18 protein-coding genes are annotated in these 13303 nt (G+C 45.2%); 4 read left to right on the top strand and 14 right to left on the bottom strand.

Features of this window, described 5'->3' with window-relative positions; all coding sequences use genetic code 11:
* Positions 1-93 precede the first annotated feature (93 nt).
* The 12 genes from ACVC9U_RS02400 to ACVC9U_RS02345 all read right to left on the bottom strand — a co-directional run bounded on the left by ACVC9U_RS02400 (position 94) and on the right by ACVC9U_RS02345 (position 9257).
* Complete coding sequence (locus tag ACVC9U_RS02400; protein ID WP_441390092.1) at positions 94-2913, bottom strand: phage tail tape measure protein; 2820 nt, start codon at positions 2911-2913, stop codon at positions 94-96.
* Positions 2910-3134, bottom strand: coding sequence for a hypothetical protein (locus tag ACVC9U_RS02395; RefSeq protein WP_021837232.1), 225 nt, complete (start codon positions 3132-3134; stop codon positions 2910-2912). The genes ACVC9U_RS02400 and ACVC9U_RS02395 overlap by 4 nt, the downstream gene beginning before the upstream one ends.
* A gap of 116 nt (positions 3135-3250) precedes the next feature.
* Positions 3251-3976 (bottom strand): hypothetical protein, encoded by a 726-nt coding sequence (locus ACVC9U_RS02390; protein WP_069500737.1) that lies wholly within the window; start codon positions 3974-3976, stop codon positions 3251-3253.
* Positions 3977-4366 carry a hypothetical protein gene (locus ACVC9U_RS02385; RefSeq protein ID WP_069500738.1) on the bottom strand — a complete coding sequence of 130 codons (390 nt, stop codon included), beginning with the start codon at positions 4364-4366 and terminating at the stop codon, positions 3977-3979.
* Positions 4367-5055: 689 nt separating this feature from the next.
* Positions 5056-5286, bottom strand: coding sequence for a helix-turn-helix domain-containing protein (locus tag ACVC9U_RS02380; RefSeq protein WP_069500741.1), 231 nt, complete (start codon positions 5284-5286; stop codon positions 5056-5058).
* Between the two features lie 65 nt (positions 5287-5351).
* Positions 5352-6164: a hypothetical protein gene (locus tag ACVC9U_RS02375; protein WP_069500742.1), complete on the bottom strand. Its 813-nt coding sequence runs from the start codon at positions 6162-6164 to the stop codon at positions 5352-5354.
* Between the two features lie 242 nt (positions 6165-6406).
* Positions 6407-6829, bottom strand: coding sequence for a hypothetical protein (locus ACVC9U_RS02370; protein WP_441390091.1), 423 nt, complete (start codon positions 6827-6829; stop codon positions 6407-6409).
* Positions 6830-7524: 695 nt separating this feature from the next.
* Complete coding sequence (locus ACVC9U_RS02365) at positions 7525-8067, bottom strand: hypothetical protein (protein ID WP_069500743.1); 543 nt, start codon at positions 8065-8067, stop codon at positions 7525-7527.
* A 17-nt stretch (positions 8068-8084) separates the two neighbouring features.
* Positions 8085-8393, bottom strand: a complete 309-nt coding sequence (locus ACVC9U_RS02360) for a hypothetical protein (protein ID WP_225315911.1) — start codon at positions 8391-8393, stop codon at positions 8085-8087.
* Positions 8390-8587, bottom strand: a complete 198-nt coding sequence (locus tag ACVC9U_RS02355; protein WP_069500744.1) for a hypothetical protein — start codon at positions 8585-8587, stop codon at positions 8390-8392. Before ACVC9U_RS02355 ends, ACVC9U_RS02360 begins: the two co-directional genes overlap by 4 nt.
* On the bottom strand, positions 8584-8922 hold the full coding sequence (locus ACVC9U_RS02350; protein ID WP_069500745.1) for a hypothetical protein: 339 nt from the start codon (positions 8920-8922) through the stop codon (positions 8584-8586). Before ACVC9U_RS02350 ends, ACVC9U_RS02355 begins: the two co-directional genes overlap by 4 nt.
* The gene (locus ACVC9U_RS02345; RefSeq protein ID WP_069500746.1) at positions 8919-9257 is read right to left on the bottom strand and encodes a hypothetical protein; all 339 of its coding nucleotides are present in this window, start codon (positions 9255-9257) and stop codon (positions 8919-8921) included. The genes ACVC9U_RS02350 and ACVC9U_RS02345 overlap by 4 nt, the downstream gene beginning before the upstream one ends.
* 164 nt (positions 9258-9421) lie before the next feature.
* Here ACVC9U_RS02345 and ACVC9U_RS02340 point away from each other — a divergent pair, with 164 nt between their 5' ends.
* On the top strand, positions 9422-9658 hold the full coding sequence (locus ACVC9U_RS02340) for a helix-turn-helix domain-containing protein (protein ID WP_017474976.1): 237 nt from the start codon (positions 9422-9424) through the stop codon (positions 9656-9658).
* A 6-nt stretch (positions 9659-9664) separates the two neighbouring features.
* Entirely contained in the window at positions 9665-9853 is a 189-nt protein-coding gene (locus ACVC9U_RS02335; RefSeq protein ID WP_017474975.1) for a hypothetical protein, read from the top strand.
* 51 nt (positions 9854-9904) lie between these two features.
* Here the strand turns inward: ACVC9U_RS02335 and ACVC9U_RS02330 are convergent, their stop codons facing one another.
* The gene (locus ACVC9U_RS02330) at positions 9905-10246 is read right to left on the bottom strand and encodes a DUF1433 domain-containing protein (protein ID WP_069500747.1); all 342 of its coding nucleotides are present in this window, start codon (positions 10244-10246) and stop codon (positions 9905-9907) included.
* 52 nt (positions 10247-10298) lie between these two features.
* Between ACVC9U_RS02330 and ACVC9U_RS02325 the strand changes: the two genes are divergently transcribed.
* Both ACVC9U_RS02325 and ACVC9U_RS02320 read left to right on the top strand, forming a co-directional pair.
* Positions 10299-11729 (top strand): lipase, encoded by a 1431-nt coding sequence (locus ACVC9U_RS02325; protein ID WP_069500748.1) that lies wholly within the window; start codon positions 10299-10301, stop codon positions 11727-11729.
* An 11-nt stretch (positions 11730-11740) separates the two neighbouring features.
* The gene (locus tag ACVC9U_RS02320; protein WP_069500749.1) at positions 11741-12073 is read left to right on the top strand and encodes a hypothetical protein; all 333 of its coding nucleotides are present in this window, start codon (positions 11741-11743) and stop codon (positions 12071-12073) included.
* A 678-nt stretch (positions 12074-12751) separates the two neighbouring features.
* Here ACVC9U_RS02320 and ACVC9U_RS02315 read toward each other — a convergent pair.
* Complete coding sequence (locus tag ACVC9U_RS02315; protein ID WP_441390090.1) at positions 12752-13297, bottom strand: tyrosine-type recombinase/integrase; 546 nt, start codon at positions 13295-13297, stop codon at positions 12752-12754.
* Positions 13298-13303: the final 6 nt, after the last annotated feature.

The following is a 13303-nucleotide window of genomic DNA, read 5'->3' as shown; positions in this document are numbered from 1 at the left end:
ATTAGTCCGTATCCTATTATCGGTTAAACGGTGGGAGTTTTGAACTATTCGCGGAAATTGTCGAACGAAAGTGCGGCCTGGACAGCCCTAAATTTAACTCTTTTGTCCAAGAAAGTGTGACTGTATCGCGATATCTTGGGTGAATTTCCTATCAATATGCGGATATGTTGCGGAAGCAACCGTTTCTCCGTCAATTTGAACGGCCACATTGTGGTTCTGCCTTACGCCTTGGTCAATCGAACGCAGTATTCCGATGACCTCGCTTGATATTCCGAGTTCTCCTCCGACTGCCGCCGTATGGCCTGCGTCAATCATCCGCATCAAATTCGCCTGTTGCGCTTCCGTTAGAACCATTTCGTTCCGCAGTGCCCGGATGTCGACTTCGTGACTCATCGGAGCATTTTCGAACTTAGACGCAAGGCCACCGGTATGGAGCCTGTTGATCTGACCGCGGCCGACGATGCCGCCGACGTGATACGGAACTTCTTGTCCGCCTTTTCCGTGCGTCTTCTTGAATGTCTCCGCGCTCTCTTCGATTTCCGATCCGTCCATGCTATAGGTGACGTGGATCTTTTTATTGATCCTTCGCGCCAGCTTAGCGTTCATGTTTTCAGCTTCGTTTGTAATCTCCTGGACCTTCGACTTTGCCGCCTGAAGCTGCGCGATTTCTTTATCGATTGCTTTAACGGCATCACGATACTCCTTCGTCTTTTTGTCCGCAGCCGTTGTGTTGTTTTCGAGATTGGCTTTCGCGTCTTTGAGATTAGCGATTTCTTTCTTGAGAACGTTGACGCCTTCTCCTTTTTTCGCGTTCAAACCGACTTGTTGCAGCTCAATATCAATCAATTTCTGGTTAATATCCTTCAGTTTGCCGAGCTCTTTTTGTACTTCACCTAAGCTTTCTCGCTTTGTCTGTAGATTGTCGAGGTTTGCGACGAGTTGTTCCCGCAATTTATTGAGCGTCGCTTCTTCGGCGGCTAAATTAATTTCGGCTTGGTACTGCGCTTTTTCGTTACCTTCTGCTTTTGCTGAGTTAAGTTCGTCAGTTACGTCCTTTACTTTTTGCGTTTGATCAGCAATCTTCCCCTCTAATTCTGCTCGCTCTCCATCTAATTTTTTTATATCTGTTTTAAGATTCTGCTGTTTTTGAAGGTGTTCAGCTTCTTTGCTCTGAGCTGTAGCTTTTTGTTTTTCTAATTCAGTCCGAAGTTCTTCCGCCTTAGCCGCACTTAACTTTTTAACGGCCTCGGTGTTTTTTGTAAAAGCATTGCCCTGCTCGCTAATAGCCGCGTTTGTTTCTGGCGCCTTCTTTACGATGTCGTCATTCAGTTTCAGAAAACGGTCAAACTCCGCATTTGTAAGCCCGGACCGCTCCTTTAGATTCGCCTGCTCGTCTTTAAGACGTTTGATAACCTCTGGATCTGTCTCCGTTTTCAAACGGTCATTAAGGTCGAGATAATGGGCAAACTCATCCGCAGTCAGCTTCGTTTTTGATTGAAGCTTATCGAATTCTGATGCGACCTTATCAAGCGACTCGATCTCTTTCTGCTTTGTCTCCGCAGCCTCCAAACTAACGGTGTTCATTGCGTCATAACTATTTTTAATGCCGATGAGTAAGCCGCCGAGAAGAGAAAGAGCCGTAATCGTCAGCCCAACCGGCCCCAACGTTAAGCTTTTCAGCGCAACTCCAAGTTTGACAACCGTCGACGCTACGAGCGCAATCGCCGCCGCTGTCCCCGCCATTTCGAGTCCTGTCGTGATAATTCCCGGATTCAGCTTATTAAGGAAATCGAGTATTTTCGTTCCCTCGTCTACAATTTTTCGGAAAGTAGGCAAAAACTCGTTACCGATCTTGATGCCGAGGCCATCGAGCGCACTTCTGAATTTTTCGAAGGATCCGTTCAGGTTATCCATTTGCGTTTTAGCTACACGATCAGCCGTACCACCGGCTTCTTTTAACGTACTTGAATATTTACGCAGTTCCTTTTCGCCAACGCTGAGTAACGTAACAAATCCGGAAGCCGCTTCAGTTCCGACAAGCTGTGCGGCAGCTGCCGTTTTCTGTGACGACGTCATGCCGTCAAATCTTTCCGCGATATGTCCAATGAGTTCCGGCAACGGCTTCAGGTTGCCGTTCGTGTCTTGTATTTCGAGGTTATATTTTTTAATCGCTCGTGCGGACTGTCCGACTGGATTCGCCAAATGCAATAGCGTCGCCCGCAATGCGGTACCCGCCATCGATCCCTGAATACCCGCATCTGACATTTTCGCCACTGCTGTCGCCGTGTCTTCGATCGAATATCCAAGAGAGGTCGCAACAGGGGCAACGAATTTCATTGCGTCACCTAATTGGCCGAGGTCCGTATTCGCCGTCGTCATCGCTTTAACAAGCACGTCGACCGCGCGCCCAGACTCTTCCGCTTTGATTCCGAAGCCCGTCATAATGTTCGAAACGATATCGGCCGATCGTCCGAGGCTTTCATTTGATGCTGACGCCAGGTTAAGGACGGCCGGTAATGATCCGACTTGTTCCTCTACGCTGAAGCCCGCCATTGCTAAAAATTGGAGCCCCTCCGCCGCCTCTACCGCTGTAAATTTCGTTTCAGCGCCCATCTTAGACGCGATGTTCTTTAAATCTTCGAATTCCTGACCGGTCGCGCCGCTGATCGCCTTGACGTTCGACATGGCCGCTTCGAAGTCTGCCGCAGTCTTAACGGACGCTCCGATGCCGGCGACTACCGCACCGCCGACGGCCAGCGACGCCTTTTGTATTTGGCCCATTTCCTTCGATAGCTTTTTGGACGATTTCCCCATCTCCGACATGTCGCTCTTTGCTTGATCGGATTTTTTAGACCAATCGGCCATATCGAGAATCAAACGGGCACGTATTTCTCCGACTGTTGCGGCACTCATTCTTCAGTACCTACCTGTGTCCAATAAATGAAAAGCAGAATTTCTTGAGGGCTATATTGATTTAGAGTTTCTGTGGCCGCCAATATCTCAGCCTCTTGTTCTGTGGTGAATGAAAAATTTCCGGCTATCACTGCGTCTTTCATCCAGTCAATAACCCCAAGCGCTTCAGCAACTTTGTTAGCTTCCTCTTCCGTTCTGAACGGTGTTTTCACCTTTACCATACAATTCGCTCCTTTTCGTTGAAATAAAAAAGGCGCCCGATTAAATGGCGCCCAAAAATGAGGAGGTTTGCTCCGAAACGGCCATGTCAGAAACCGTTCATCATCGCAAAAAGTATTTAGCTGTTCTCATCAATCATTCTGTCAAAGTATTCGTGCGGCTTATTGGCGTACATTGCTGTTTCGGACCCAAGCAACTCCTTAATGGCGTTATGGTGAACGCCACCATCCAGTAACAGGTCGCTGTTTTTTCCGGCTGTAGCAAGCCCTTTAAGTGTTTCAGCACGTTTCTGCTCCTCAGTCATAGATTTCACTTTGATGTGTTCGTAAATTTCGTTCAATTTAACTTTCTCGGCGGCAGATCCGTCTTTTACAATAGAGGCGGCCATTTCATAGAATTCAGACTGTAGCTGTTTTGCCAGATAAGGGTCTGTAGTCTCCTCCACGAACATTTTCAAGCTCTCTATTCCTCGCTCTGGATTCGGCGCAAGAAGAAGGGACGTTTTCAGGTCTGCCAGCTTTTGATTGAACGTTGCAACCTTGGTTTCTTCCGGCTGCGCTGGGTCTTCTAGGAGAATTTTTGTCGCAAGATCAATCGTTTTATCAGCCGCCTCCGTGGCTTTATCTTTTACCTTCATCATCTCACCCAGAAATATATCCCGGTATCTTTGGTTTAGTTTTTCTTTCTCTATCTGCTTACCTTCATTTGACAACATCCTGTCATTAGTTATCTGGGATAGCTCTTCACGATAGCTCGTTTTAGCTTCTAATACGATATCCCGGGCTCTTTTCCGAGTAGTTTCCATTTGTTTGTAGCTCTCTTGCATCTCTTTGAATTTAGTCATTCAATATTCCCCCTGTTTTTCAGTTCTTGCGGCCTTCTCATTGGCCGATAATTCTTTTTCGAATTCATCTGCGTCCATGACGTCTTTTCCGCATTCAATCATTGCATTTTTTGCACCATATTCGACAGCGCAATCCATTGCACGGTTGAAAAGCTCCCGGACGTATCCAATTTCAGAAGAGTACACGTTTTTGACCGTTGCAAGAAACAACAATTCGCCGTCTATGTTGCGTATTTCGTATCTGCCGCCAGCACAATCGAGTTTTATGCTCGCATCCCCGCCTGGGAACAAAAAAGACCGCTGCTCCCTGTCTTTGCTTTCGCGAAGATAGGAAACACCGGCCGGTCCGTATGGTCCGTAGTATTCGGTTTCGGTTACAACGCAGAACATGCCGGTTCCTCCTTTTCATAGACGACCTTCGCTTCTTCCCCGTAAGCTCGACCTTCTAGCACCGCCCGCGATACGTTTATATCCCGGCTACAGCCGGACGATCGACGCAGAATCTCCCCGGTTTCGGCGTCTAACGTAAGAACTTCGGTAGGCTTAACGTATATCAGAACGTCATACAAATAAGAACTCCCCTTTCGATGCAAAAATCGAATTCTAATAGTAATATATCTGGGTGCCGTTTTTTGCATTTATAAAGCCCGTCATATCAACGTTTACGGACGTCTAAATCGTCATTCTTTTTCTTTGTCTATCACGATAATCACGATTCCTTCGCCGGCTATTTTCCTTTTCATTTTCAACCGCACATCCGGCGCAGTATTGTTGCCGGTTACTCCTGCGTTCGAACCGCTGGCCGCAACGTTTGCATTTTCCCGCCCGGTTCGACTTGTTCCGTAACGGATGATCGGCCGGTAAGCATTCGAGATACTCCCGCATTAAAGCCGGCTCTGCGGGCAGAACGTTTCGCATAAAGTACGGACATATATTCCCCTGTATTGAATCCGTTTTGATTTCAACGGTACACAAACCGCAACGCTGAAGATCGCAGGCGCCGCCACTTTTATAGTTGGCGCAATGATTTCGGGCTAGACGGCCGAGTTTGCTTCGTGTCGAGTTAATCTTTCGCTGATTCATTTCACAACCTCCGTTTGCGCGTAGAATTCAAGCAGGCTAATCACTTTTTCCGGATTAAGGCTCAATTTGTTAATTAATCTCCTGGAGACTTTTGGAGTAATATTTCGCTTTCCGTTTTCAATCATGCAAATAAAAGCCTCAGAAACACCCGTCAAATCTGCTACATCCTTTTGTGATAGCCTATAAATTCGCCGAATTTTCAAAACCTGATGACCGGTCAATTCCATGTTTTCGATTCCCCTTTGTTAAATTTTCTTAACTAAAGTGCCGAAAAAAAGGCATAAAAAAAGCATTAGCCAGAATGGCTAATGCAAGTTTGAAAGAGATACCACGCGCCAGTATCCCTCTCACTATATTCGTGTTTTTTCCCGTTTGTATGATAGATTTTAAGACCCGATGCAATATTCACTGTAAAGATACCCGGACTCTCACCATCTCTGAATTTTTCATACTCTGTCTTCTCTTCCCCGTCGCTCTCAACCTGACCAAATTTTATATCACCCGACTGCTTAGCTTTTGTATCTCTGCGGGGGGAATATGCACGGTTTCCGTCTGACTCTCGCTTCCCGTATAATTCTATTTGATCGGTGAAAACAAGGCGGACTTTGTCCTTTTGACCGACATTTTCTTCGCGATTAGGAAGATATCCGTCGCGCTTGGGAGCCAAGTATGTGCCGGTCCTTTTCAACCGTTTATCCGCGTCCCTTTGCTCCTGTCCGCAAGCGTCGCTGCAATATTTCTTTTTTCCAAGGCGCAGAAAAACATTGTTACAATTCCAGCAAGCACACACTCGATAGCCTTCCGGAACTTCGGAGGGCATGGGCGGCATATACTTTCGCTCTTCCTGCTCCCACTCTTCGCGGGTCCGTTCCTTTACTTGAAGCCGCTCGATATTTTCGTGGACTTTGACGAACAGATCGGTAATTAATTTCATTAACTCCTGCGCCGATTGTAGCGGACTTTTTCCGGAAGCCTGGACGTAAGCCGAAAGTGCGGCATCCACCTCGCGATTCAGGCGTGCAGCATCCATAAATTCGGAGTTGACTTCGATTTTCCATCTATTTATTTTTTGTTCAAGCTCTTTCTTTGGATTAACTTCTTTCACCTTGTTTCCTCCTTCCTTATTTAAAACATTGCAATCGTTCGCTTACGCTCACGCTTGCGGATGCTCATTTACTCGCGATATATCTTTTATTAAAAATATCCGCGCGAATGTATATGAGCGCTATTATTTGTTGGTATGTTTAACGTTGGTATGTTTCCCTTGGTATGTTTACTCGGATATCTAATGCCCCTTTGCAAACGTACCTCTAATGGCTGTATCCAAACAGGCATCTAATGCATGTATCATTCATAAACGGACGGATCGGGGACTATTTCCTCCCCTTCCTCGGAGACAATATAACCGTCATCGCTGATCCGCGGGCAGAAAGAAACGAAATACCACTTATATCGATTTGTCCCTATCCATACGTCTCTTACGTCGAGAAGCAGTCCATTCGCTAATAGAATATCCACCAGTTTCTTTATCCGGCTTTCTGCGATCCCCAGCTCAGACGCTATCTTTTGTCGCCCCGGAAAACTTGCACCAAAACGATCGTTTTCATCTCCATTTTTTAGGGTATGGGTGCCGTCCACATACGAAAGTAGATAAAAATAAAGCGCAATTACGTCCCGGATTTGAAACTTACGCTGCGTACGACCGACAGAAGAGTTATAATCGTCTATGATTCTCGGAAAAACTTTACGCAAAAGGTCCAGGTTATACATTTCATAATTATCGTGAGATAGTAATTCCTGTTTGTTGTTCGGAAGTTTTTTCTTTGGCCTCTTCGTTTTTTTAATAACACAGATTTCTATCCTTATTTATAGTTGCGAAATGACTTTCCGAGCCGGACATACGTCCTCACATATAACTGCGAAAGTAATTGGCGATATGGCAACACAAGTAACGGTGAACATCCCCTTGAGAACTATCCAGAATCTATTTTTACCGCCTTCTTTAATTCATTTGAAAACCACGAAACACTGAGAACAAACTGACTTTCGAGTAAAGTAATTTTGTTTTTCATTTTGTGCTTGACAATCCTCCTTTTTGTGATTATAATTGCAATAGATAATATAATGGGTGTACTTTAAACTAAAAAAGTTTTCACCCGTACTTAAATAGATTCGAATTAGAAAAGAAGTCTATGTCCGTCGAATCTAAAAAAATATTTATTTATTCGCACCCGGAAACCCGTTCGGCCCCGGATGCGTATAGTCTACTAGATTAATATCGGTCATTAAATTCAAATGTTTAGTGTTTTAATCAAATTAGTTTCGATAATTTTAAAGACGGATTTAGTTGTTCCCGCAACTGTTCGTCTTTTTTTTATTTCCCATTCAAATAAAGCATCGACGTATCTTACCCCCCCCCTCATTATTAACTGCGAATATACTTTTATAGCCGGACGGTTCATGGGTTATACATACGGCACAAGTGCGCGTTCCAGCTCGGTCCTTTCCTTCCTCAAAGCAGACCTTTCGTTGTGCAGCCGTTTGTTTTCGGCGCAAAGCTGGGCCAGGCGTCTTTTTATTTGCAGCTCATCGTCACCGGTCGCCCCTATTAAAGCCAGCCGCCGCCTAGCAATCTCGTAGCTGTTCGAATGGAAGTCGACCTCTACCTCGCACCATTTGCGATGAACTGCGTCTCTTTTCGCAATTAAGGCGTTACGTGTCGCTTCTTTCAACGATTGCAGAGCATCATCAGACAACGCGTGCGGAGACTGAAGCGCATAGTCCGCCGGGAAAACATCTAAAATCGTTCCATTTTCCGCAATGACCAGGCGCACCTGTTCGCGAGGATTATCATAAACGGACTGGCTGCCGCTAGTTGATTCGAGTGACCAGACGAACGAGGCACCTTGAGCATACTTCGGTAATACGTTTTGTGCATGCGTTTTTGATAGGCCGAGGCGTGTCGTTGCTTTTTTAATTGCCGCTTTAGAAACGTTAAATTTCTCCATAGTTTTCCCTCCCCAAATTAAAGCCAATCCGAACGAAACGACATGTTTGCGAGTTCAGAAACATCGATTTTGCGGAGGTCTGCGCCTACCTTTGACGTGTCTACCATAAAAAACCGAGGATAGTTGTTTTCATAAAGATGGTATCCGTCGCTCCTTTTTTCTAATCGGTCAGTATTGTAAAACACCAGCCCGTCATCCGAATACATTCCAATAACATCGGCTGCAATTAACCAGGCGTCCGGAATTTCGTGTATTTCCTGTTTCGTATCGAATGTTTCCCCGTGATAATGCAGCTTTACTGCCTGCGGTTGAAATTTTTCCGTCACGCCGGCCGCACCTCCTCACCGAATAGTTCTCGCGCTTCCGTGACGCCGATTTCGGCGCATCCTGCGAATGCTCTCCGGGACACTTGCGGCAAGAGTGCGAAAAATTCCTCCGGGTTTAGGTTCACAAATTCATCTGAGCCTGCGGGATAGACATTCCACCAACCAACAACAGTCTTTCTATAGTAAACGTTCATTCTCCAACTACCTCCTTTAATTGTCCGCCAAGATGAGCCAACAGCTCGATCGTGTTCATATTCACAATAGTTTCGAGATCCATCTCCGAGTCAGAGACGTACGGTAGATCGTAAATCAATTCCGCACGCTGACCGATTTCTAAACCGTGAGGACCGTTGTATAGGCGATAAAGATTGAGCCACTCCTCGTCTATATAAAGTACATAGTCGCGACCTACGTTTAAGACATCTACCCGTTCGCGGCTTTCTTCGCCAGTATCCGAATAAATAAAAACGAAATCTACGGTCATTTTCTTCGGTTGTTCCCCTGCGTCAATCCATGTTAATTCGCTCATAGCGTCTCCTCCTTTTTTTGCGCCAAAAATAGCATGAAATCGAGTACAGGCATTTTCGCGATCTCTTCGGTTGTTAGGCCGAAATTAAATCCGACAGGAAATTCGAGCGGCAGATCGTACAGGACTTCGCACTTTTCGCCGATTTCCCATTCGCCCTCTTTGCCGCGCATCCTATAAAGCGTGAGATAGGCTTCGTTCACTTCGAGCGCGATATCGGATCCAAGATGCAGTACTTCGGTAGGTTCTCGATAATCGATGGCCCCCGTTTTCGGATCGTACAGGACGAAATCCACGGTTAGGACTTCCCAATGATGGTTGGAAATTTGGTTATTCAATTCTTGACCTCTCCTTTACCACTGAAGTAAAACTCGTTGGGTTAATAATATTACTCCAGAAGTAAAGCGTCAAGAGTTTTTCAGATATTTTTCAAAAAATATTTTACTACTGGCGTTTTACTTGTATAATACGATTAGAAACAAATTCATGGAGGACTGTTAAAATGGGTTTTAGATTTAATTTGAACAATATACTGGACGAGTTAGGAATAACTAAGAACAAATTAGCTGTTGAGGCAAAAGTAAGGCCGGCAACTATTGGGGATCTTTGCGAGGGGAAAACCAAAAGATTAGAACTTGAAACAATTGAGAAGATCTTAAATGTATTAAATGACATCTCACCAACTAAGACATACACAATAGATGACATTATTCTTTACAAGTCGGATATACAGGATTAAATTCAGATGATGTTTGAAGAAGAAAAACAAGAGTGGCTTCTTTTTAAAGAAAGAAAGTTAAACGTCCGGGTGTTCAAGGTTAATTCTACATATGAGGTGCATGCATCGATTATCGGAAAAGGTACATACACAGCTCGCGGCCTTGAAAAATGGTCTACTATTGCGGAAGCTATTGAGGGCATTAATAAAAAGTAAATACACAACATTAGAAGAAAACAAAAGCCCGACTCGATTTGAGCGGGCTATCTATTTTTCAATTTTAGTTTTTTCGATCTCATCATCATAGATGGTATAGGACTGTATCTCTTCATTAGGAGGATCATATATTCCTTGGAATTTGCTTTCCTTATCTCCGTTTAAATATCCTTCTACCCTGATCCCCCCCATCGGACTTATGTAGTAGTCGTCAGAAAAACTAACACCTTTAACACCTCTGTAATTTTCATACAAAAACTTCTCCATATGTTCTTGAGCTTCTTTAACAAAAGCAATCTCTTTTTCTTTTTGATCATGCTGATACTTCATAATAAATCCTCCAACTGCTATAATTATTAAAATAAGGATAATTATGTACTTTTTCTTTTTCAAAGAAACCAACCCTTTCATACCCTAATTTTACAAAAATAAAGAGGCGATGTATATGACCAACGACATAAAAGTGCCAAATGTATCAGATAAAACTTATTTCATTCTTAATAGAGAGGCCTACGACCGCGAACGGTTGGACGATCTAATGAAGTCTGGAAAACCAATACAAACCGAAAAGAATTCGTATTGGTACGTAGAAAGAATTAAAAGGGATAACGATACAGGACTCGATGCGGTTGTTGTATCGCAGGGCAAAAAAACAAAAGACGGCAAGTGGGTCAAATCAGATAATCCCGAAAACGTTGTCGTAGCCTTCGCGGGAACAGATCCTAAGAGCCAATTCTTCCAGGATGTTATTGACGCTGACGGCGGGAACGTTGTAATGGGAATTGACCCGAAAAAGAAGGAACACTACATAGTCGAAAAAGATGCGAAAGATACTTCTAAAACACTCGGAAAATATAACGGAACTCCGACACAAGACTCGATGCTTAGCACCGGTAACTACAAGTTAATTACAAAAACGTCCCAAATCGGGCAAGCTGACGATCTGGTGCGGGAAGTTAAACAAAAGTATAAAGGCACCTCGACAGTTATTTCAACAACCGGACACTCGCTTGGCGGCGCTGAGGCTGAATATAGTGCGGTCAACAATAATGTCTATGCCGTCGCGTTTAACAGCCCCTCAATTGTTAAGCTGCATTCTGAGGAGCAACAAAAGAAAATTAATAACGGCGAATATGACCGGTCCATAAAATCGATTATCAATCCGGATGACATGGTCGGGGCCGGCTGGTGGAACGAATATGACCGGCACAATGGAACGACAATTTATACGAAGGACCCTGAATTATCAAATGCGGTGCGCGAGGCGAGAATGCAGGGCGATGTATTCCAACAAATCGGGCAAAACGCTGGGTATTTCTTTCAGACCGCAATCTTAGGAATGCCTGATACGCATTGGGTCGGGAGTAATAATTTTACCTTCGACGAAAACGGCAACGTTCAAAATATAGAGGGCGATGAACTCGTTTATGACAAAAATTTAAAAGCGATGCTCCCACCGGAAGTTGCCTCCGGAAGTGGCGCAATTAAAGTAACACCCGAAGTTGCCAAGCAGCTCGCGCAAAAAGTAAATGCGATCATCGACGACTTGCGGACGATGAAACGGGAAGCCGAAAACGCTTATCAGGAACACGACGCCGAGATCAACGACCTGAAGCACGATACCTACCGTCAAGTCGGCCACGGTTTATACGACAAGCTGACACTCGAGGATGTAAACAATACGCTGAAAAACCTGGCGCAGTCGTTTGACAAAAAAGGCAATCCGCTATTTTACGATGTTCATGCCGAAAAAGCTTACATCGCCTCATTAAAGGACACGATTTCAGATTTAGAAGACATCAGCGGATACCTGGCGCAGATTGCAAAAAATTTTAAATCGAAAGATAAAATGCTGGCAAATTGGCTTAAACTTTAGGAGATGAAACAATGGAAAATTTCAACAAACTGGCTTCACTCAACAACTTAAACGGAGATCAAGAAGATACCCTCTTCATACGGCGCAATCAGCTTCAAATGCTGAAAACGGGCATGAGAGTAACAGCCGCAACTAAGCTTGAAGGCATTAAAACGACGCTAAGACCGAAGTTTAAAATAGACGATATACAAAAAGAAATGAACAGCGTTTATTCATCGCTTCTCTACAGCTTCGAGGGAAAAGCGCAGCAGGCGCTTGCCCAGCGAATCAGCCAAAGCGCCCAGCAGCTTATTGCGACAGAAAAGGACGGAGAGGGCTTTGTGAACGGATTTAAGACGAGATAGAGGCGCCAGTGACGGCGTCTTTCTTTTTGCGCAACAGCATGGACTCCGTGACGATTTAGACGCCCATAAACGCTGATTTAACGGGCTTTTGAAATGCAGAATCGAAGGGGCCACTATATTTGTATTCAATCGCCAATTTTGACGTCCTAAACCGTCATGACCCTCCGAGTTCAAAAAATTGCACGCTAGTTCCGAACGGCAGATGAGGCGGGATTGGGTGGGCGGCCTGGGGGCGGGCGCAAGCGAAAACTTTCGTTGAATAAAACATTCATCGTTTTGCATATCGAATGTAACACAATCTGTTTTTGTTACATTGAACAATCGAACAAAGCTTTGATATGACAGCGCTCGCCAGTCGTTCTCTATCGCAATGAAACGAAAGTTATTTATGCATTCGATAAACCGCATTAAATCAACGATCAGGATTGCGTCTGGTGCCGGTTGATATGTATAAGGTCGTGCATATAGGACCGGTATTGCTGCCGTTGGTCAGGCGAGTCGATGCAACATCGTTTCTACTTCCGATGAGTCTGACGGCCATAAATGCGCCATGCAACGGCGATGCACAAAGCGTTGCGTCTGATCGCAGGCTATCGTTATATGTTGCGCAGTGTAGTGCCGCACCCCCTGAGTTTTGGACGGTCGCCCCCGCCCGGCACGTCTCGCTGATGTATGCCGCTAAACCTCGATCGACTCATATGCCGCCTCTATCTCTTCCGCAGTAATCCCGATGTACTTGGCCGTATCGCGCTCGCTCGAATGGTTAAGAATCACCATGATTCGCGAAAGAGGCACGCCGGACTGATAAAGCCGGTATCCGAAAGTCTTGCGCAGCGTATGCGTACCGATGCCGCCAATCTTATCGTAAATGCCGGCTCGTTTGGCTGCGTCACTTAGAATGCGGTATGCCTGGACGCGGCTGATCGGCTCGCCTCCTTTACGGCTGGCAAATACGTAATCATCGTCATCACCTTCGAGTTGGGAAACGATTTTGAGAACGGAAGAGCTGAACGTGATCACACGCTTTTTCTTCCGTTTCTTCTCCCATAGGGTAATCGACTTCTGGCCGCGAAGCTGTCCGATTTTAAGTAGCCGCAAGTCGCTGATGCGGAGGCCGAATGCCGCGCCTAATTGCGCCAGCCACTGATCGCGCCCCGGCTTGAGCGCCTTTATGAACTTGTTATAATCGCGTTTTGACTTTATCGGAAAAACTTCGTTTGCCATGTCGAT

The sequence above is a fragment of the Bacillus sp. GM2 genome, assembly GCF_056155945.1.
Note: the sequence above shows the minus strand (reverse complement) of the source record. Positions and strands in the feature narration are given on the sequence as shown.

What these genes read in the sequence shown, in the direction of transcription:
- ACVC9U_RS02315 (WP_441390090.1), bottom strand. Translation starts at nt 13,297, where the DNA reads ATGGCAAACGAAGTTTTTCCGATAAAGTCAAAACGCGATTATAACAAG.
- ACVC9U_RS02335 (WP_017474975.1), top strand. Translation starts at nt 9,665, where the DNA reads ATGATGTTTGAAGAAGAAAAACAAGAGTGGCTTCTTTTTAAAGAAAGA.
- ACVC9U_RS02400 (WP_441390092.1), bottom strand. Translation starts at nt 2,913, where the DNA reads ATGAGTGCCGCAACAGTCGGAGAAATACGTGCCCGTTTGATTCTCGAT.
- ACVC9U_RS02385 (WP_069500738.1), bottom strand. Translation starts at nt 4,366, where the DNA reads ATGTTCTGCGTTGTAACCGAAACCGAATACTACGGACCATACGGACCG.
- ACVC9U_RS02380 (WP_069500741.1), bottom strand. Translation starts at nt 5,286, where the DNA reads ATGGAATTGACCGGTCATCAGGTTTTGAAAATTCGGCGAATTTATAGG.
- ACVC9U_RS02395 (WP_021837232.1), bottom strand. Translation starts at nt 3,134, where the DNA reads ATGGTAAAGGTGAAAACACCGTTCAGAACGGAAGAGGAAGCTAACAAA.
- ACVC9U_RS02340 (WP_017474976.1), top strand. Translation starts at nt 9,422, where the DNA reads ATGGGTTTTAGATTTAATTTGAACAATATACTGGACGAGTTAGGAATA.
- ACVC9U_RS02365 (WP_069500743.1), bottom strand. Translation starts at nt 8,067, where the DNA reads ATGGAGAAATTTAACGTTTCTAAAGCGGCAATTAAAAAAGCAACGACA.
- ACVC9U_RS02370 (WP_441390091.1), bottom strand. Translation starts at nt 6,829, where the DNA reads ATGTATAACCTGGACCTTTTGCGTAAAGTTTTTCCGAGAATCATAGAC.
- ACVC9U_RS02390 (WP_069500737.1), bottom strand. Translation starts at nt 3,976, where the DNA reads ATGACTAAATTCAAAGAGATGCAAGAGAGCTACAAACAAATGGAAACT.
- ACVC9U_RS02350 (WP_069500745.1), bottom strand. Translation starts at nt 8,922, where the DNA reads ATGAGCGAATTAACATGGATTGACGCAGGGGAACAACCGAAGAAAATG.
- ACVC9U_RS02320 (WP_069500749.1), top strand. Translation starts at nt 11,741, where the DNA reads ATGGAAAATTTCAACAAACTGGCTTCACTCAACAACTTAAACGGAGAT.
- ACVC9U_RS02355 (WP_069500744.1), bottom strand. Translation starts at nt 8,587, where the DNA reads ATGAACGTTTACTATAGAAAGACTGTTGTTGGTTGGTGGAATGTCTAT.
- ACVC9U_RS02325 (WP_069500748.1), top strand. Translation starts at nt 10,299, where the DNA reads ATGACCAACGACATAAAAGTGCCAAATGTATCAGATAAAACTTATTTC.